This window comes from Bradyrhizobium sp. 23AC, from assembly GCF_054863025.1.
Genome location: NZ_JAVAYN010000014.1, coordinates 117,763 through 136,351, shown reverse-complemented (window position 1 = coordinate 136,351; position 18,589 = coordinate 117,763). Strand labels below are relative to the sequence as shown.

Genomic DNA, 18,589 nt, shown 5'->3' with positions numbered 1-18,589 from the left:
GCGCAGGGCCGGGGACGGCTGGTGTTTGAAGGCTTCTACAAGGTGAAATTTCAGCTCGGCGACGCCGTCGGCCGGAGCGTGATGCATGCCGGCAACGGCAAGATGCTCGGCGGCAATTCGGCCTTCGCCCATATCGGCACCTACGAGAAGACCGACAGCGGCGTCGACGTCGTGATCAGCACCGTCCGCCATAACCCCGATCCGAACTACCGCGCCATGGCGGGCACCGACGATGCGACCTTGCTCGCCAAGGGCTGGGCGGATGGCGACCTCTATCGCTTCAAGGGCGAGCTGAAGGAGCTGCCCGGCATCCCCTTCCAGTCGGTGATGACGCCGATCACGGAAGACGAGGTGCCGATCGCCGGTGGCGTCGGCGAAGCCGGCATCGCCGACGGCCTTTACTCCATCCACCTGCGCATGCTCGACGGTCTCGACGGCGGCCTCACCGGCGTGATGCTGCTGAACCGGGGCCGCATTCTCGGCGGCGATGCGGCATTCTACTATCTAGGCAGCTACACCGCCGCGAACGGCCGCTGGAAGGGCCAGATTCTCAACCAGGAGCACACGCCGGCCAAGGATGACCCGGTTTTCGGCGGCCACGAGGTCGGCATTGGGTTCTCCGGCAGCTACGATGCGGAGCAGGCGGTGCTGGAGGCGACTGCGCTTGCCGGCAAGCGCAGCCTGCGCCTGACCGCCGCGCTCAAGCTGATGCATCGCGCTTGATCGCGACGGGAGCAGCTCATGGAAAACCTTCGCATGCTCTCGACGCTCGGCCTGATGGGTGCGATGCGCAGCCTGTCGTCCGCGTACGAAGCCGCAACCGGCGTCCGCATCGACGCCGAGTTCGCGCCGACGCTCGCTCTGCTGAAGCGCCTGCGCGACGGCGAGGCCGCCGATCTCGTGATCCTCACGCGCGAAGGGCTGGACGAGGTGATCGCGGAGGGCCGCGTGCTCGCCGGGAGCGCGGCCGATCTGGCGCGTTCCTATGTCGGCATTGCGGTGCGGGCAGGGCAGGCGCATCCCGATATCGGAAGCGAAGCGGCGCTGCGCAGGACGCTGCTCGCAGCGCGGTCCATTGCCTATTCGCGGTTGGGCGCGAGCGGCGTCTACTTCGCCCAGTTGATCGTGCGGATGGGGATCGCAGCCGAGATCAACGCAAAGGCCACCATCGTCGAGCAGGGCTTTACAGCGGAGCGTCTCGTCAGCGGCGAGGCCGACCTCGCCGTGCAGCAGATCAGCGAGCTGAAGCAGGTTGGCGGCATCGAGGTGGTCGGTCCGATCCCGCACGAATTGCAGACACTGGCGGTGTTCTCCGCCGGCCGCATGGCAGGGGCGAAGCATGCCGACGCCGCGGACCGGCTGCTGCGCTATCTGGCATCGCCCGAGGTCGTACCCGTCCTGCGTCAATCGGGACTCGAGCCTTGAATTTGCCGGGGCGGGGACGCAACGTGACGACCATGCGGACTTGTCTCCTTGCCATCGTCCTCGTGCTCGCCGCGCCCTTGGCGGCGCGCGCGCAATCGGCCGATCTCGTGTTGTGCGACCGGGTCGCGGCCGATCCCAGCGATCCCGACAAGCCGGCTGATGTGAGGGGCGTGAGTGAGATCGCGTCTTCCGACGTCGCGACGGCGATCAGGTTCTGCAAGCAGGCCGCGCCGTCCTCGCGCCGCGCGATGTTCGCGCTCGGCCGCGCTTACGCGGCCAACCGGCAGACGGCGGAGGCGATCGCCGCCTGGCGCAAGGCCGCCGACAAGGGATCGAGCGCGGCGATGGTCGAGCTCGGTGTTGCCTATGGCACCGGCTCCGGCATTGCCAAGGACGAGGCGCAGGCGCGAAAGCTGTTCGAGAAGGCGGCGCAATCAGGCAACCCCCGCGGCGTCAGCAACCTTGCTGCGCTCGGCGGCGCAGGTGGCGCCGCGCCGGCCGATCCCGCGCAGGCGCGCGCGCTGCTCGGCAAGGCTGCCGAGACCAATGCGGAGGCGCAGTACCAGCTCGGCCTGATGCTCTCCGAAGGCACGGGCGGTGCGAAGGACGACGTCGCGGCGCGTGCGCTGTTCGAGAAGGCGGCGGCGCAAAACCATCCCGGCGCGCTGGAGCGGATGGGGGCCTTCGCGGAAGGCGGCCGCGGCGGCGCAAAGGACAAGGACGCCGCGAAGACCTATTACGAGCGCGCCACCGCGCTCGGCGACGAGGACGCCAAGAAGGCGCTGGAGCGGCTGCGCTGCCCCTATGCGATCAAGGACAAGCAGGGCAAGCTCGTCACCACGCTGTGTTTCTGAGCAGAGCCGCACGCGACGGAACCTCAACCGCGTGGACGCCGTTGATCTCAAGACACAACGGAGCGCGATCATGATCCGCAAACTGGCATCGGGCGAATACCGCCTCTATTCACGCAAGGTGAATCCGAAGACCGGCAAGCGTCGTAACCTCGGGACCTTCCGGAGCCGTGCGGCCGCCGAGAAGCACGAGCGCGAGGTGCAGTATTTCAAGCGTCACTGACGCGCGATGAAGGCTCGCCAAAACAAAAATGTCGAAAACAACCCCATGCACAGTAGGCGGGGCCTTGAAATCGCAGCGGAATTACGCGCGACGGATTTTGCGAAATCCGCTTTGACCGGTCGGGCAAAACAGGAGCATGATGGCATCGTGGCGGGGAGACGCCCCGCAAGGGCCCTGCGCGAAAAAGCCGGATGGCCTGGCTGGGGCAGCAGTGCTAGGTAGCCTACGATTCTTTTCCGATTTTGCGGGTTCATTGCGTTGCTGGACGGACTCTACAAGGTTGAATACGGCGTCAACGATGCGTTCGGGCGCAGCATCATGTGCCTTCACGACGGCAAGATGCTGGGCGGTAATTCGGCCTTCGCGCATCTTGGCACCTATGCCGAGCGTGATGGCGAGATCATCGCCGAGGTGATCACCGAGCGACATAACGAGGATCCCCATTACAAGCCGCTGATGGGCGCCGACGTCGCCAGGATCGGCGCACGCGGCCGGCTGCACGGCAACCAGATTCGTCTTGCGGGCGGCGCGGACACCATGCCGGGCGCGGGCTTCTGGGCCAATCTGACGCGGCTCGATGACGGGGCGCTGCCGCCACGCGGCACGATCGGGCAGGGCGGCATCGCCAACGGGCTCTACGGGATGGGTCTGCGCGCGCTCGACGGTGTCGATGCAGGGCTCTCCGGTGTCATGCTGCTGATCGACGGCCGCATCCTCGGCGGCGATGCGTTCTTCTACTATCTCGGCTCTTACTCTTCGGCAGACGGCCGCTGGAAAGGCGAGATGCTCAACCAGGAACACACGCCGGCGAAGGGCGAGAACCCCGTGTTTGGCGGCTATGAGGTCGGGATCGGCTTCTCCGGGACCTGCAACGAGGATAGCGGCGAGCTCGAAGGCATCGCGCTCGCCGGCAAGCGCAGCTTGCGGCTGGCGGCCTCGCTGAGGTTGATGAGAAGGGCTTAAGGATGTTTGCTCAAGGGCGGATGCCTCCGGATGCTGAGGTGAAGCGGCCCTCATGCGTCGGCCCGGCGATGTCAGCCAGTGACCCCGAAGCTGACATTTGACGATAAGTCAGTGCTACTCTGCCGAACATGAAAAGAACCATTCATCTGGAGCCGGCGACCGCGGCGCCAGTTTTCGCTCGAACTGTATCTGTCGACAATGCGCCCCTACACCGAACAGCTCATGGTGTGGGATGACGGCAAGCAACGGACTAATTTTGCTGCACTATGGAAATTAACGGAAGTCCGGATCGTGACGTTTAATGGAAGCGACGTCGGCTGGTTACAAGTTCAGGAGAGCTCTACAGAGGTCCGTCTGCTTCAGTTCTTCATCGCGCCGGACCAGCAACGTAAGGGGATTGGCACGGAAGTGCTGCAAGACCGGTTGGCGGCTTGGAGAGCGACGGCCAAGCCGGCTGTTTTGACCGTTCTCAAGAACAATCCTGCAAGACGACTTTACGAACGATTGGGGTTTTCGGTCGTCGGCGACACGGGCGTGAAATACGAGATGAAGCTGAACACCTGATTTCATCTTCTGGCCCGTGGCTGACCTCGGTCGCCGACTGTCGGAGGTCAGCAAGCAATCCCAAGCGGACTATTCAGTTTCCGTCAGGTACTCCGCGGAAGTCCGACCACGCCTGTCAGGATCTCCATCTCCTGCCTACACACGACCTCACGACTTGTTTTGTTTTGCCTCCACATATCGCGCGAAGCTGTCGAGGATCGCCTGCCAACCGCCTTGCTGCTGCTCGACCGAGTGCGTCGGTTCGCTATCGAAGACGACGCGGACGACAATGCCCTTTGGGCCGGGCACGAATTCAACTTCGGCATTTCGATCGCCGAACGCGTATTCGATCCGCTTGTGTTCAACGATCTTCGTGTAAGTGCCGGCGAAGTCGAAACCCATGCTGCCGTCCTTGGCCTCCATGCGCGACGAGAACGCGCCGCCGTCACGCAAGTCGACCGTAGCCCTGGTCGTATGCCAGTCGTCGGACGCGGCGTTCCACTTCACGATGTCGGCAGGCGTCGTATAGGCACGCCAGACCTGATCGACGGGGGCGGCTACGTTGGTCTCGACGGTAATTCTCATGGGCATTGCTCCAGTTTCACTTTGACGGTTCGAGGTGATGACATCACTTCACGTGCACGGGTCCATACACGGCACTTGCGAGCAGTATCCACCGGAGGACGATCGAGACCAGCCCATGCCGACATGGTCGCGCCCCAAATGCATAAAAAATGCGAATGGGTATCATCAGAACGCGGGTTGGCCATCCGCTAGCGATCGTGATCAAACTTACGACCACAATCTGTGGCGAATTCGGTGGTGGTGCCGAAGGCGAAGATCAGAACGCCGGTGCCTGAAGCGGTAATTGCTCTCGACGCGTCGAGGAACGGCCTCTGGCGCAGCTTGTTGGTCCGGCAAGCACCAGGAGGCGTGACCATGGAACGCATCAGCAAGGGCCAGATCCTCCTGCTCGCCGTCTTGGCCATGATCCTGATTTTGACCGGTGTCTGGGCCGTTTCGGTATGGAATGCCAGCAGCGCGGTCGAGATCGGCAAGCACGGCTGGATCGCGCTAGGCCTTGGCACATTTTTCTCGTTTCTGATCGGATGCGGACTGATGGCGCTGATGTTCTTCAGCAGCCGCAGCGGTCACGATGACAGCGCCGATCCCTTCCGGCACAAGCAAGACAAATCGGCCGAGTGACATCCGGCCGGTGAAGCGACGGAGCTGGTAGTCGCTGGGGGGATTGCGCCATTGAGGGGACGAAGCGCGGGGAGCCGGCCTCACGAATGGCCCGGTGTTTCGCAAGCTTTCCTTGGGTGTTCGATGGGTGGTTTGAGGATGTGCCGAGCCTGGCTGCCACCCGCCGCCCTTGGCTAGCAGGCGCACGCTACGGGCGACGCTTGCCCCGGTAGGAGCGCGGCGATCTCGAAGCGCTACTGCCGCGCGGCGGCTGCTGGAGGTTAGCCGCCACGCGACAGCACCATCTACCGCGCGGGATCGATCGCAACAACGGGGGAGAGGGCGAGCGCTGTAATCGCGCGTCCTCCGCTGCTGGCGGTCTGCTCATTGCGTGTCCCCTGGCGCGGCGTCAGGACCGGCGCCGATACGCCAACCACAGGCGTCTCCTGTTGCGCGTTAGCCGGACCCAATGTCATGAACTGGTGCGGCGTAATCGAAAACCCCAGGACCTCATACGTCGGCAGTTCTGAAGCGTTGGCTCCAACTGTGCCCATCATGAGGACGGCGGCGGCTGCGATCGACAAACGGTTCAACATGGTGATCTCCCTTGGTAGCGGTGGCCCTGACCTCGCAACCAGACTACCGGCCTGCCGCAATGGACCTGTCGGCGCGAGCGTGATAAATTCGCAAAATCGTCGGACCGGGTACTTTTTGCGCCCAGAGCAAAGGGCCGGCGGATATGGCGAAGGCAAACCTCGCGCTCCTCGGCAGTTTCCGGCTCCATATGGACACCGGAGAGCCCATCCCTCTGGTCACCAAGAAGACGACAGCCTTGCTGGCCTATCTGGCAATGCATCCGGGCGAAGCGCAGGCGCGACCAAAACTTGCGACACTGTTGTGGGGCGGTCACCATGAGGCGCAGGCCCGCGACAGTCTGCGTCAGGCGCTGAGCCTTTTGCGCAAGGCCTTGTCGCACGCCTGTCCCGCCGCATTGATCGCTCAGGAGGACGCCGTCGGCCTTGAGCCGACCGCCCTCGAGATCGATGCTAAGGCGTTCGAGGATCTGATTGCGGAACCGGGCGTGGCGAACTTGGAGCGGGCGATTGGAATCTATCGCGGCGAATTCCTCGACGGTTTTCAAGTAGCGGCCCCGGAGTTTGAAAACTGGGCAGCGGCGGAACGGCAGCGTTTCCGTGAACTCGCCTTGGAGGGGATGGCGAAGCTGCTCGATCATCACCTGTCCGCGGGCGTGATCGAACGTGGCATTCACATCGCAACGCGCCTGCTTGCCGCAGATCCTCTCCAAGAACGTGTTCATTGCACCCTGATGGAGCTGTATGCCCGGCAGGGCAGACAGGGCGCGGCACTCCGGCAGTACCGTACCTGCGCCGAACTGCTCTCCAGGGAATTGGGAATCGAGCCCGACGCGCAGACCAAATCATTGCACCGCCATCTCCTGCGAGAGTGGAACCACAAGCAGCCCCGAACCTCGATGATGCGCGGTGCGGTACCTGAGGGGCCCGCCACCAGGAGCGAAGGATCGCCGGTGACGGACGTCTTGGAGAAAAGCATTCCCCCATCGCTGAAGGCGAATGTTGCGCCGGGGAACTTGCCTGTCCAGGCAACGAGCTTTCTGGGACGCGACAGAGATATCGCCAGAGCCGGCGGGATACTTTCCGACGCGCGGCTGATCACGCTGACCGGCCCCGGCGGAATCGGCAAGACACGGCTCGCACTCCAGCTTGCGGCGACGATGCACGACAACTATCCGGATGGCGCATGGCTGGCGGAGCTTGCCGCTTTCGACGATCCCAATGCGATCGGTCACGCCGTCGCCGACGTTTTCGGCATCACTCAGCAAGCCGGCAAGACAATCGAGCAAAGCGTCGCCAATGCGCTCGCCGGACGAAGTCTCCTTCTCATTCTCGATAATTGCGAGCACGTGATCGATGCAATAGCCGGCCTTGTACGGGAGATCCTTTCAGCGTGCCCACGCGTCAGCCTGCTGGCGACCAGCCGAGAGACACTGATGGTCGATGGCGAGCGGACCTATCCGGTGCTTCCCCTAGAGTGTGGCGATGGAATCGACGCGCCAGCGGTGGAGCTGTTTGTAGAGCGCGCGCGATTCGTGGAACCATGCTTCGAACTCAACGGTGACGCCGACACCATCTGTGAAATATGCCGCCGCCTCGACGGCATCCCACTGGCCATCGAGCTTGCAGCTGCGCGTACGCTGGCAATGAGTCCCACACAGATCCGCGATCGCCTGCATGAGCGGTTCCGCTTGCTTACTGGCGGGTCGCGACGCGTCCTGAAGCGACATCAGACGCTGCGCCACACCGTAGAATGGTCGTATGACCTGTTGTCGTCTTCCGAACAGGCCGTGCTTTCGCGCGCATCGGTATTTGCCGGAGGCTTCGGGCTGGAGGCTGCCGAGCGCGTCTGTAGCGGCGGCGACATCGCGGTCACAGATGTTCTCTATCTCCTGGACTCGCTCGTACGAAAATCGCTGCTCAGCGCCAAACGGGTCGGGAATGCAGTTCGCTACAGCCAGCTCGAAACGATAAGGCAGTTTGCCGAGGAGCGGCTCGCCGTGCTGGGAGAAACCGAGGTGTTTCGCGCTCGCCATGCGCAATTCTTCACGGAGGATGCGGAGAAGCACCACAAGGTTTGGCGCAGCCCGCAGCAACTGATGGCCTATGCCTGGCTGGATCAGGAGGTGGACAATCTGCGTGCGGCGTTTCGGTGGGCGACCAGCCAGGATGATATCGACGTTGCGGCCCGGATCGCATCCAGGATTCCGAGCATGGCGCTCCTCCGCGTGCGTAGCGAACCGCTCAACTGGCCGACGGAGATCGTCGATGCGGCACGGCGCGTCGGCCATCGCCGGCTCGGCGTCCTGCTGACTTATGCAGCAAAAAGGGAATGGAACCTGGGACGTGTTCAAGAGGCGACGCTCTATGCCGAGGAAGCGCTAGCGCTGATCGGCAACGCCAACTTTGATCCCCCGGTCTGGGCGTTCTCCGTTCTGGCGATGATTGCGTCTCGCCAAGGCAATGCCGAAAGCGCCGTCAGATTTGCGCGTATGGGCGCCGCGCATCCAGCTGACCTTCGCGAGCGGCAATGCCTGGCGACGCTTCCCTTTTACCTGGCGATGGCTGGCGCGCACGAGGAGGCGATGGCCATCGCCGATGGCATCGTGGAGAAGGTCGAGACCGCAAGAACGCCAAGCTCGTTCATCGCCGCGCTGTTTTCCAAAGGAAGAGCATTCAGGAACGCCGATCCGACGTGTGCCCTGGATGCGCTAGAGAAGGCTTTGGCTCATGCGAGGACATCGGGTAACCGCTATTGGGAGATCGTCATCATTCCCGCCGTCGCGGAGTTGCAGGTGCGCAGCGGCGATCCGGTCAAGACGCTGCGAACCCTGCCGCGGATGCTCGAAATCTGGGGCCAATCCACGGAGATAGGCCTTGCGACCCTTACGACCGCCACCCTTATTCTGCTGTTCGAGCGGCTAGGCTATCCTACGGTCGCGGCCACTCTCAGCGGCGCCCTTTCCCAAATGATCCCCGCCACGAGCTTTTTCCAGGAGCTGCCTGATACTCTCTCCCGCGTTCGCGATGTGCTGGGTGAGGCCGCCTTCGCGGAGGCCAAGCGGCGCGGTGCGGCGATGACACACCGCGAGATGGTCGATTATGCGGCAAATCAGGTCCAACACGCGCTGGCCGCGAGGGGCGCATCGAATGCCGAATGTCGATAAGGTTTGGCCGGGACTGACCAGAAATGAGTGGTCCGGTGAGGGCCGGAAATCAGTACCCAGCCGGGCTTCCCCTGGCGGCCCACATGGCCTATGACGCTGCAACGCAAAAATCCCCCCAAAAGATACTCATGATCCGCCTCGACAACGTCAGCAAGCAATCCGGCCACCAGATCCTTTTCATTGAAGCCTCCGCGGCCCTCAACAAGGGGGAGAAGATCGGCCTGGTCGGGCCGAACGGCGCCGGCAAGACCACGCTGTTCCGGATGATCGCCGGTGAGGAACTGCCCGACGAGGGGCAGGTTTCGACCGATCGCGGTATCACCATCGGCTATTTCAACCAGGACGTCGGCGAGATGTCGGGCCGCAGTGCCGTGGCCGAGGTGATGGACGGGGCCGGCCCCGTCAGCGAGGTCGCGGCCGAGCTGCGCGAGCTCGAGGCCGCGATGGCCGATCCTGACAAGGCCGACCAGATGAACGAGATCATCACCCGCTACGGCGAGGTGCAGCACCGTTTCGAGGAGCTCGATGGCTATGCGCTCGACGGTCGCGCGCGCGAAGCGCTGTCCGGTCTCGGCTTCAGCCAGGAGATGATGGACGGCGACGTCGGAAAACTCTCCGGCGGCTGGAAGATGCGCGTCGCGCTGGCGCGTATTCTCTTGATGCGCCCGGACGTGATGCTGCTCGACGAGCCGAGCAACCATCTCGACCTCGAAAGCCTGATCTGGCTGGAAAAATTCCTGCACGACTACGAAGGCACGCTCTTGATGACCTCGCATGACCGCGAGTTCATCAATCGCGTGATCTCCAAGGTGATCGAGATCGATAGCGGCTCGCTCACCACCTACACCGGCGATTACGAATTCTACGAGCAGCAGCGCGCGCAGAACGAGAAGCAGCAGCAGGCGCAGTTCGAGCGCCAGCAGGCCATGCTCGCCAAGGAGATCAAGTTCATCGAGCGCTTCAAGGCGCGCGCCTCGCATGCGGCGCAGGTGCAGAGCCGGGTGAAGAAGCTCGACAAGATCGAGCGGGTCGAACCGCCGCGCCGGCGCCAGAGCGTCGCGTTCGACTTTCCACCGGCACCGCGCTCGGGCGAGGACGTCGTGGCGCTCAAGAGCGTCCACAAGGGTTACGGAGCCAAGCGCATCTATGATGGCCTGGATTTCATGATCCGGCGCAGGGAGCGCTGGTGCGTGATGGGCGTCAACGGCGCCGGCAAGTCGACGCTGCTCAAGCTCGTCGCGGGCGCGAGCGAGCCCGATGAAGGCACGGTGGCGGTCGGCGGCAGCGTCAAGATGGGCTATTTCGCCCAGCACGCCATGGACCTGCTCGACGGCGAACAGACGGTGTTTCAGTCGCTCGAATACGCGTTTCCGACCGCGGGGCAGGGATCATTGCGCGCGCTCGCGGGCTGCTTCGGCTTCTCCGGCGACGACGTCGAGAAGCGCTGCCGCGTGCTGTCAGGCGGCGAGAAGGCGCGGCTGGTGATGGCCAAGATGCTGTTCGACCCGCCGAACTTCCTGGTGCTGGACGAGCCGACCAACCATCTCGACCTAGCCACCAAGGAAATGCTGATCACGGCGCTGGCGGATTTCGAGGGCACCATGCTGTTCGTCTCGCATGACCGGCATTTTCTGGCGACGTTGTCGAACCGGGTGCTGGAGCTGACGCCGGAAGGCATCCATCAGTTCGGCGGCGGCTACACGGAATATGTCGCGCGCACCGGGCAGGAGGCGCCGGGGTTGCGGAGCTAATCTTTGCTCTTTCCCGCAACCTTGCCCGCAATCTTGGCGATGGCCTCGATCTCGTTGGTCCAGATGCCGCCGGAATAGCCTTGCGGCAACCGCGCGAACGCTTCCGGCGTATCGATGCCGGTGGAGAACTCTCCGCCCCTGTAGGGACCGAGCACGAACACCGCGCTGTTGACGCCGTTCATGCGCGCGAGGAAGCGATCGGGCCAGCCCCATAGCCAGGGTGCGGCGTTGATCGGCACCAGCACCATCGCGTTGCGGCAGGCCGCCGGGACCAGGCCGGTCCAGCCATAGCCGATATAGTGGATCAGGCAGCTCCGGATGGCAGCGCGCGAGATCGTGCGGACGTCAGGGGTAAGGCGACGGATCGCGCCGATCGGCTCGTCGCCGCCATAAACCATGACCGTGCGGCGCCGCTCGGCCGGCAGCGCATTCAACACGCCGGCAAGTGTCTCGCCTTCGTTCGGGTCTCGGCTCTTCACGTTGATGAGGAGTTTTTTGTCAGGGAAGGTGGCCAACACCTCGGACAATGTCGGCATCATTCCAATCCCGTTGCCGCGGAACGGGAAGGTCTTGCCGCTGTCGGCGGTGTAGCCATAGCCGATGTCGAGCATTTTCAGCTTCGCCATGCTCTGCTCGCGCGTGACACCGTGGCCGTCGGTGCGGCAATCGAGCGTCCAGTCGTGGAATACGGCGAATTCACCGTCGGTCGTCGGATGCACGTCGAGCTCGACCACGTCGGCGCCGGCGTCAAAACTGGCGCGCATCGATGGAATGGTGTTCTCGAGATAATCGTGGGTCGGCGGCAGCATCCGCGCGGCGGTGCAGGTGTCGTTCTTCACATCGCGCTCATCGAAGCGTTGCGCCATGCCGCGATGAGCAAGCAACACCGGCTTGCCGCCCTGATGCAGCGCCAGAAGGCTGGAGTTGTTGATGTAGACGCCTATCGCGACGGCGATGATGGCTGTCGTCGCGAATCTGAGTTTCCGGCCCACAGATGATTCCCAATTCCGCGATCACCCTCAGCGGTATTTGAGGTTGATTTGCGGCGATCGTTTCGCAGGGGCGCTGTCCGCATCGCGCCGCTTGAACGGCCCCATGCCAGTCGCTACGCTCCTGCAAAAAAGGGGAGTGAAACGGCGATGAAGCAACTCCGGATCGGCGACATCACCATCGACGCGGTCGTCGAGCGGGAAGGGCCGTGGCGGCGGCCGCAGGATTTCTTCCCGGCCTATGACGCGGGCGTGTTCGCCCGTCATCTGCCGACGATGGAGCCGGAGGTGTTCGACGCCGCGCGCGGCATGATGGTGATCACCTACCAGACCTTTGTCGTGCGCACGCCGCGCTACACCATTTTGGTCGATACCTGCACAGGCGAGGACAAGGGCCATCCGCCGCCGTTCGATTTTCCGGGCAAGGAGCGCTGGCGCAACGAGCTGTTCGCGCTCGGCATCGGTTTTGAGCAGATCGACTACGTGTTCTGCACGCATCTGCATATCGACCACACCGGCTGGAACACGAGTTTACGCGACGGCCGCGGGTGCCGACATTTCCGAATGCGAAATACGTCTTTCACAAGGGTGAGTATGCGGCCTGGGAGGCCGAGCACGCCAAAGGCAGCAATCCGCCCGGCACGGTGTTTCGCGACAATTGCCTGCCGATCGTCGAGGCCGGGCAGGCGCTCTTGGTCGACGATGATTACGCGCTCGACGACACCATCACGCTGACGCCGACGCCAGGACATTCGCCCTGTCATTGCTGCGTGAACATCTTTTCGAAGGGCCAGCGCGCGGTGGTCGCGGGCGACCTCATGCATCACCAGATCCAGTGCTGCGAGCCGGACTGGTCGGCGAAGCCGGATTGGGACCCGAAGCAGTCGGCGCTCTCGCGGCGAAAATTCTTCGCCTCCGTGGCGGATACCGACACGCTGATTTTGCCGGTTCATTTCCCGGCGCCGACGGCGGGGCTGATCAAGCCGCTGGGCGACGCGTTTGATTATAAGTTCAAGCGGGAGTGATGGCGAAACCAGCAGTGGGCTCGACCCGGAGGTCTCGTGTCCCGGACGCGCTGCAGCGTGTAACGCTGCTGCGCAGAGCCGGGACCCATTTATCGAACCATGCATATGGAAGCATGGGCCCCGGCTCTGCAGCGCACCGCTGAAGAAGCGCTGCGCCGCGTCCGGGGCACGAGAGTGCGTTGGATAACGGCGGCGCGTTACGCGCTGATCTCGCACTTCTTCATAAAGCTGTTCTTGGCGGCGCCGGCGAGCGGCTTGCCGTCGGCGCTGACGGCCTTGGGCGTGCAGGCGTCGGCCTTGCACTTCTTCAGGAACGAGGTCTTGGCAGCGCCGGCGAGCGCCTTGCCGTCCTTGCCGACCGCCTTGCTCTCGCAGGTTTCTTGGGCGAAGGCCGAGCCTGCCGCAAAGGTGGCAACAATCGCAACCAGGAAAATCCGCTTCATCATGGGTGTCTCCGTAAACCAGAAATGGCGAAGAGATTGGAGCCCGGAATCGTGGCGCAATCAAGCTGGATAAGGGCCTGCCATCGGGTCCGACTGGCGATTTTTTTGATGCGGAAGTCGCGCAGGCGCGCTTCCTGTTGCACTGCTCGCTGACCGCGGCGGGCAATGCTGCTAGGCTTGGCCAGCTTAGCCGGACGGAGCATCGTGATGGACGCCGTGATCCCGAAACGCCAGGAAGCCGCCGATCAGCATTCGCATCTGGTTCGGCCTCACGACATGGATTGGCAGACGACACGCTTTCCCGGCTGCGAGGCCAAGACGCTGCTGTTCGATCGCCACACCGGCCTGATGACCGCCTTGATGCGGTTTGCGCCGGGATCGGTGCTGCCCGATCACGAGCATGTCGGCATCGAGCAGAGCTGGGTGATCGAAGGCGCGCTCGTCGACAAGGAGGGGCCGGCCAAGGGCATCGCCTGCAAGGCCGGCGAATTCATCTGGCGCGAGGCGGGCAGCCGGCATGCCGCCTGGTGCCCGGATGGCGCCCTGATCCTGGCGATCTTCCAGGTGCCGAACAAGTTCTTCGAAGCCGACGGCCGTGTGGTCGACGCCGCCGGTCAGGACTGGGACGAAACCTGGGGGCACACCGGCGCGCAGCGGGCGCAGAGCGCCTAGCGCGGTTTAGGCTCCTCGCATGAGCAGGGCCTTGAAGTCGGCTCGCGCGCGCTGCGCCTCGGCACGCGCGACGTCTGAGGCGTCGCCCATTCCGAAATAGCCGTGGATCAGGCCGGGGCCCTCGTGATGCTTGACCCGCACGCCGGCGGCCTCCAGCGCGCGCGCATAGGCAGCGCCCTCGTCGCGCAGGGGATCGAACCAGGCGGTGGTCACGATCGCAGGCGCGAGGCCGGCCAAAGAAGCGGCCCGCAGCGGCGAGACGCGCCAGTCCAGGGCATGGCCGGGATCGGCGAGATAATGGCCACAAAACCATTCCATCGTGGCACGCGTCAGAAAATAGCCCTCGGCATTCTCGGCGCGCGAGGGATAGCGTGCGTTCTCGCGCGCGTCGGCGTAAGCGCCGAGGACGTCGGTCACGGGGTAGACCAGCAATTGCGCGGCGAGCTTGATGCCAGCATCACGGCAAGCGATCGCAGTGGTCGCGGCGAGATTGCCGCCGGCGCTGTCGCCGGCAACGCCGAGGCGTTTTGCGTCGCCGCCAAATTCCGCGACGCGGTCGAAGATATCACTCACGGCGGCGAAGGCGTCCTCGAACGCGCCCGGAAAGCGCGTCTCCGGCGGGCGGCGATAATCGACGGAGATGACGACGGCGCCGGTCTCGATCGCAAGGTTGCGCGCCTGCCGGTCATGGGTCTCGAGGTCGCCCGCGACCCAGCCGCCACCATGGAAGAACACCACGGTTGGCGCGGGCGTGCTGCCGATCCGATAGACGCGTGCAGGAAGCGGGCCGGCGCCGCCTTTCACCTTGATATCCTCGACGCTGTCGACCGGCGGCGGCGGGATGGCGGCGCGCGAGGCAGCCAGTGCGCGCAAGGAATCGCGGGCGCTCTGTGGCGTCATGACCGTGGGATCGCGCATCGGCATGAGCGGAATGATCTGGGCGATGACGGGATCGAGTGGCGCGGCCATGGCTGTGGTCCTCCAGGGTTCTTGGTCTTGCTTGCCGCTTAGCATAGATTTTGCGCGCCGCATCGGCAACCGGCCGCGTCGTCACGCCGGTGGATCATGTGCTTACGGGCAGCCGCTCGACGAGGTCCGCCGCCGCAACATGAACGAGATGAGCGGCGGGCCACGGTCAAGCGCGACATCATCAGCCACGGCGAATACCAGGGCGTGCACGATACGCGGCAGGACTGGGTGCTGCGCGGCTTCCGCCAATTCGATGCGCCGGCCTCGCTGGTCCTTGACCTACGACCGCGTGCTCGATCCCGGCGTGGTCTGCCATTTCGATCTCGGTGCGCTCTGCTACGGCATCGTGCTCGCGGCGTGGGACCGCGGTCTCGGCTCTGTCATCAACGGGCAGGGCATCATGCGCTCCGACATCGTGCGCGAGGTCGCGAAAATTCCGGAGGACGAGGTGATCATGACCTGCGTCGCGATGGGCTATCCCGACGACGACTTTGCCGCGAACGCCGTTCGCTCGGACCGCGAGCATAACGAAGAGTTCGTGCGCTACGTGGGTTTTGCCGATTAGCACGATGAAGAGGAGATTATTCTCTCGCAAATTTTTTTTGGTGTGGAGTCGTTCGCGGCCTCTTGCAATCTCGAAGATGCGGGAGGAACAATATGCAGACTGAGAGGTTTGTTGCTGGCGCGAGGGAATTGACATGCGGCGGCTGGCTAGCCTGGTTCGATGGTTCTTCGGCCCGCGACTGCGGCGCCCCATCGATGCTGATCCAAGTCTTCCTTTCACACCCGAAGAGTTCGGCCGGCTGATTCGCAGCGGCCGGCATGAGGACATGAAGCTGCTGGCCGACGGGCTGGCCTGCCGGTCCATCCCGCACCGCGCCAGCCATCGCGCCACGCACTAGCCGGGCTCGCTTCGCGGCCATCGCCATAGGCCCGCCGGCCTTATCGCGTGAGCGCGACCTCCTTGAACGAGGTCACCAGCGCTTTCTCCAATTTTCCGCTCATCCCGCAGAGGACGTCGTAGGCTTCCGCACGAGGCATGGTGGGCTTGTAATGCCGGTGCTCGATCAGCGCTGCGAAGATGTCGGAGATCGTGAGAATCCTTACGACGTCGCCGATGCTCTCGGCGCAGAGCGCATCGGGATAGCCGCTGCCGTCGAGATATTCGTGATGATGGCGAACGGCATCGAGGATCTCCGGCGAAATCTTGTCGTGGCCCTTTAGAAACTCATGGCCAGCGGCCGGATGGGTCTCGATCAGGGCACGTTCCTCCGCATCGAGGCGGCCCGGCTTGTCGAGAATGGCCAGCGGGATCTGCGCCTTGCCGATGTCGTGGAACATGGCCGCCGAGTAGAGGCGCTCCAGATCGGCTCTTCCGACACCGAGGCTCAGGCCGAAGTCGATGGCGACGCCGGTCACGAGCAGGCAGTGCTGATAGGTTCCCTCGTGATGGCGCCGCACCGTCGTGAGCCATTCCGAAAGGCCTCGCTGGGTTATGCGGTCGGCGATCTGGCGGCCGGCCTCCTTGGTGCCATCGACGTCGAGGGGCTGGCCAAGGGTGACGGCCGTAAACATCGAGGCGATCGCGGTTGCCGCGGCGTCGACCGCGTTGTCGGACCGTGCCATCTCGCCCGGCGCGGCGGAGGACGGATCCGCCGGATCGCACAGCGCAGACAGTAGTTTGGGCCGGTTGATCGTACCGGGCAGGACGTGCGTCGCCCCGAGGGCGTAGGCTTGCGAGATACCGACGTGAGAGCTGTGCTCGAGGAGAAATATCCGCTTCTTCGCCTTGGCGAGCTTGCCAGCCCGTCTCTTGAGGGCGGCGATATTGTCGACGTCGCGCAGGTCCGCGCGGATGACGATGGCGGCGGGCACCTGCGACAGCTTGGCTTCGGCGTCCAGCCGTTCGCCGGCGATGGCGAAACGGTCCTCAAGGATCGTGCAGACGCCGGCCAGCCTGTCGGACGTATCCGCCAGCACATGCACGAAGGAGCGGGCCGCTTCCTTCTCGCGGATGCCGTCCGCGTTGACGGGGCTGAGGATGGTTCGCGCGTTCTGCACGGCTCGACCTGGACTATCGTGGATTGCAATAATTGGGACGAATTGTTGGCCTATTTGCTCCGGGCGACGGTCTGCGTAGCGGCCGAGGGTGCGCTCGCCGGCTTCTTTTTGCCATCAGCGGTGACGAAGTGAATGCCGGCCGTGGTGCCATCGATCCAGACCAGCTCGCAGCGCCGATAGGCGAGCCCGGTCGACGACAGCAGCATGAAGAATTCCTTGGCCTGCAGCACGTCCAGCGTGCCCTCGACCTCGACCTTTGCGCCTGTCTGCGACACGTCGAGCAGAACGCAGCTGCGCCGCCATGTGCCGTCAGAGCCCATCAGATTGACGGCCTGCCTGTGGTCCATCCGCACGCGCGCCGCCTTGCGGCCGTCGAACTTCATCGGCTAACCCCCGTTTTTGCGCCGCGATCTCGCCGACTGCTCTCCTTGACGCTTGCGGCGATTTCCCCCCAACGCACCGTCCACTGACTGGTCGACAGAAGCAGCGTCTCGAAAACGTGTTGTGCGCGTTCGCGCTCGGCAAAGGAAAGCCTGGTGCCGCTGCGGTTGCTCAGGATGGCAAGCGTGGTCTGCCAGTTCAGCCGCGACGCCCGGCAGGCCATCACCAGGCCTTCGCAATCGCCGTCGGTCATGACGTGCTCGACGATCTCGATGGGGGTCCCCGAAAGCACCGACAAGGCCGTGAACAAATTGGCGGTCTCGCCGCGGATCGCGAAGCGGTTCACCGCGGAATCGTTGAGCTTGCCGGTGCGGTTGAGCGCGACGATCTCCGGCCGTGCGCTTGCATAGGCGGCCGCGCTAGGCAGCTTGGGCACGATCGGCGCTGCCGCTCGAGGACACGAGACGGTGGAAGCCTTCGGCTCCGCGCGAGCGTCGGGGGCTGGCGAGGCCGGCAGCAACTTCCGCAGGACCGGATCTGGTGTGCCTGGTCTGAGCGCCAGGGCCTTCGTGAGTTCGTCATCGCTTGCGCACGTCTCAACGAGCGCGACGTAGGCGGCATCGGAGAACCGTGCCCCTGCGTTACTGATCAGCGCAAGGTGAACGGAGCGGCCGCCGCGCTTGATGAGCGTCTCGGTCAATTGCGGTTCGATGCGCGCTCGGACAGCGATCGCGAGTTGCTGCGGTTCGCCGCTCGAAATCGCGATTGTTTCGAGATCGGACGTGGAGAGCGCCTGCGATTTGAGCAGAACGGGGCAGGCCACGCCGGGATCGTCGTGTAAGGCAAGACGTTGCAGGGTCTTCGGCGGAGCCACTTTGAGCTCGGCAAGCGCTGCGCCGAGTTGAATCAATGCGCTGGCCTCGACCCGCTCCGTCAATCGAAGCAGGACGCCGTCGACCACATTGGCCAGCAATTCCTGAGGCCGGTCGCGGCTGCCGGTGAGCAGCTGCAAAATGCCTTCGAGGATGCGAGCGCAGCGGTCCAGCGGGCAAGTTGCGACCGCATCCTCCAACTCGACCAAAATATCAGCAGGCGAATTTGCCATCATGGCAGGAGCCTGAAATAAAATAGCTATACGATTTAACGAGCTTTATTGGGCCTCAAAGGTGTTAATTTTTAATTTTGAGAATTAAATCCCAGGGTATTATACACCGCGGCATTTCGGGAAATGCTATCGAAATTCGGCAAGGCTCGACGTCCCGGCTTGTCCTTTCAGTTGGACCCTTCCCAATTGATCAGGACACGTTAGGATTGATTCTTCAGGTCCGACGAGAAACCAAAAAGGGGA

At 63.7% G+C, this 18,589-nt stretch carries 19 protein-coding genes and 2 pseudogenes; 13 read left to right on the top strand and 8 right to left on the bottom strand.

Annotated elements, in window-relative coordinates; genetic code table 11:
- The first annotated feature begins 21 nt into the window (after positions 1 to 21).
- The 6 genes from RAD10_RS27895 (at position 22) to RAD10_RS27870 (ending at position 4,026) form a co-directional block, all read left to right on the top strand.
- The gene (locus tag RAD10_RS27895; protein ID WP_461620074.1) at positions 22 to 723 is read left to right on the top strand and encodes a GrlR family regulatory protein; all 702 of its coding nucleotides are present in this window, start codon (positions 22 to 24) and stop codon (positions 721 to 723) included.
- 18 nt (positions 724 to 741) lie between these two features.
- Positions 742 to 1,425, top strand: coding sequence for a substrate-binding domain-containing protein (locus RAD10_RS27890; RefSeq protein ID WP_461620007.1), 684 nt, complete (start codon positions 742 to 744; stop codon positions 1,423 to 1,425).
- 32 nt (positions 1,426 to 1,457) lie between these two features.
- Positions 1,458 to 2,279 (top strand): tetratricopeptide repeat protein, encoded by an 822-nt coding sequence (locus RAD10_RS27885; protein WP_461620006.1) that lies wholly within the window; start codon positions 1,458 to 1,460, stop codon positions 2,277 to 2,279.
- A 70-nt stretch (positions 2,280 to 2,349) separates the two neighbouring features.
- Complete coding sequence (locus RAD10_RS27880) at positions 2,350 to 2,499, top strand: hypothetical protein (RefSeq protein ID WP_007591825.1); 150 nt, start codon at positions 2,350 to 2,352, stop codon at positions 2,497 to 2,499.
- A gap of 258 nt (positions 2,500 to 2,757) precedes the next feature.
- Complete coding sequence (locus RAD10_RS27875; RefSeq protein WP_461620005.1) at positions 2,758 to 3,462, top strand: GrlR family regulatory protein; 705 nt, start codon at positions 2,758 to 2,760, stop codon at positions 3,460 to 3,462.
- Positions 3,463 to 3,660: 198 nt separating this feature from the next.
- Positions 3,661 to 4,026, top strand: a complete 366-nt coding sequence (locus tag RAD10_RS27870) for a GNAT family N-acetyltransferase (protein ID WP_461620004.1) — start codon at positions 3,661 to 3,663, stop codon at positions 4,024 to 4,026.
- A 147-nt stretch (positions 4,027 to 4,173) separates the two neighbouring features.
- Here RAD10_RS27870 and RAD10_RS27865 read toward each other — a convergent pair whose 3' ends face one another.
- The gene (locus RAD10_RS27865) at positions 4,174 to 4,590 is read right to left on the bottom strand and encodes an SRPBCC family protein (protein ID WP_461620003.1); all 417 of its coding nucleotides are present in this window, start codon (positions 4,588 to 4,590) and stop codon (positions 4,174 to 4,176) included.
- A 234-nt stretch (positions 4,591 to 4,824) separates the two neighbouring features.
- Between RAD10_RS27865 and RAD10_RS27860 the strand changes: the two genes are divergently transcribed.
- Positions 4,825 to 5,211, top strand: coding sequence for a hypothetical protein (locus RAD10_RS27860; RefSeq protein ID WP_461620002.1), 387 nt, complete (start codon positions 4,825 to 4,827; stop codon positions 5,209 to 5,211).
- A 284-nt stretch (positions 5,212 to 5,495) separates the two neighbouring features.
- Here RAD10_RS27860 and RAD10_RS27855 read toward each other — a convergent pair whose 3' ends face one another.
- Positions 5,496 to 5,786 (bottom strand): hypothetical protein, encoded by a 291-nt coding sequence (locus tag RAD10_RS27855; protein ID WP_461620001.1) that lies wholly within the window; start codon positions 5,784 to 5,786, stop codon positions 5,496 to 5,498.
- A 143-nt stretch (positions 5,787 to 5,929) separates the two neighbouring features.
- Here RAD10_RS27855 and RAD10_RS27850 point away from each other — a divergent pair, with 143 nt between their 5' ends.
- Positions 5,930 to 8,950 carry an AfsR/SARP family transcriptional regulator gene (locus RAD10_RS27850; protein ID WP_461620000.1) on the top strand — a complete coding sequence of 1,007 codons (3,021 nt, stop codon included), beginning with the start codon at positions 5,930 to 5,932 and terminating at the stop codon, positions 8,948 to 8,950.
- Positions 8,951 to 9,078: 128 nt separating this feature from the next.
- A complete protein-coding gene (locus RAD10_RS27845) occupies positions 9,079 to 10,701 on the top strand; it encodes an ABC-F family ATP-binding cassette domain-containing protein (RefSeq protein WP_461619999.1) in 1,623 nt (540 codons plus the stop codon).
- On the opposite strand, the gene RAD10_RS27840 is transcribed toward RAD10_RS27845, so the two are convergent.
- A complete protein-coding gene (locus tag RAD10_RS27840; RefSeq protein ID WP_461619998.1) occupies positions 10,698 to 11,693 on the bottom strand; it encodes a glycerophosphodiester phosphodiesterase family protein in 996 nt (331 codons plus the stop codon). The two genes, RAD10_RS27845 and RAD10_RS27840, sit on opposite strands and share 4 nt — an antisense overlap.
- Positions 11,694 to 11,840: 147 nt before the next feature.
- On the opposite strand from RAD10_RS27840, the pseudogene RAD10_RS27835 reads away from it, so the two are divergent.
- Positions 11,841 to 12,715 (top strand): annotated as a pseudogene (locus tag RAD10_RS27835) (MBL fold metallo-hydrolase).
- A 197-nt stretch (positions 12,716 to 12,912) separates the two neighbouring features.
- On the opposite strand, the gene RAD10_RS27830 reads toward RAD10_RS27835, so the two are convergent.
- Positions 12,913 to 13,161 carry a hypothetical protein gene (locus tag RAD10_RS27830; RefSeq protein ID WP_461619997.1) on the bottom strand — a complete coding sequence of 83 codons (249 nt, stop codon included), beginning with the start codon at positions 13,159 to 13,161 and terminating at the stop codon, positions 12,913 to 12,915.
- Positions 13,162 to 13,365: 204 nt separating this feature from the next.
- Here RAD10_RS27830 and RAD10_RS27825 point away from each other — a divergent pair, with 204 nt between their 5' ends.
- Positions 13,366 to 13,830 (top strand): cupin domain-containing protein, encoded by a 465-nt coding sequence (locus RAD10_RS27825; RefSeq protein WP_461619996.1) that lies wholly within the window; start codon positions 13,366 to 13,368, stop codon positions 13,828 to 13,830.
- 6 nt (positions 13,831 to 13,836) lie between these two features.
- On the opposite strand, the gene RAD10_RS27820 is transcribed toward RAD10_RS27825, so the two are convergent.
- Positions 13,837 to 14,799 carry an alpha/beta hydrolase gene (locus tag RAD10_RS27820; RefSeq protein WP_461619995.1) on the bottom strand — a complete coding sequence of 321 codons (963 nt, stop codon included), beginning with the start codon at positions 14,797 to 14,799 and terminating at the stop codon, positions 13,837 to 13,839.
- Positions 14,800 to 14,905: 106 nt separating this feature from the next.
- Here RAD10_RS27820 and RAD10_RS27815 point away from each other — a divergent pair.
- Together RAD10_RS27815 and RAD10_RS27810 are read left to right on the top strand one after the other, a co-directional pair.
- Positions 14,906 to 15,364: pseudogene (locus tag RAD10_RS27815) on the top strand (nitroreductase family protein); the annotation flags it as partial.
- A gap of 133 nt (positions 15,365 to 15,497) precedes the next feature.
- On the top strand, positions 15,498 to 15,701 hold the full coding sequence (locus RAD10_RS27810) for a hypothetical protein (RefSeq protein WP_018322924.1): 204 nt from the start codon (positions 15,498 to 15,500) through the stop codon (positions 15,699 to 15,701).
- 40 nt (positions 15,702 to 15,741) lie between these two features.
- Here RAD10_RS27810 and RAD10_RS27805 read toward each other — a convergent pair whose 3' ends face one another.
- Genes RAD10_RS27805 through RAD10_RS27795 form a run of 3 tightly spaced genes read right to left on the bottom strand, consistent with a single transcriptional unit; the run spans position 15,742 to position 18,349 of the window.
- A complete protein-coding gene (locus RAD10_RS27805; RefSeq protein ID WP_461619994.1) occupies positions 15,742 to 16,860 on the bottom strand; it encodes an HD-GYP domain-containing protein in 1,119 nt (372 codons plus the stop codon).
- 50 nt (positions 16,861 to 16,910) lie between these two features.
- The gene (locus tag RAD10_RS27800; protein ID WP_028144927.1) at positions 16,911 to 17,243 is read right to left on the bottom strand and encodes a PilZ domain-containing protein; all 333 of its coding nucleotides are present in this window, start codon (positions 17,241 to 17,243) and stop codon (positions 16,911 to 16,913) included.
- Positions 17,240 to 18,349, bottom strand: coding sequence for a DUF2336 domain-containing protein (locus RAD10_RS27795; RefSeq protein ID WP_461619993.1), 1,110 nt, complete (start codon positions 18,347 to 18,349; stop codon positions 17,240 to 17,242). The genes RAD10_RS27800 and RAD10_RS27795 overlap by 4 nt, the downstream gene beginning before the upstream one ends.
- Positions 18,350 to 18,589 lie beyond the last annotated feature (240 nt).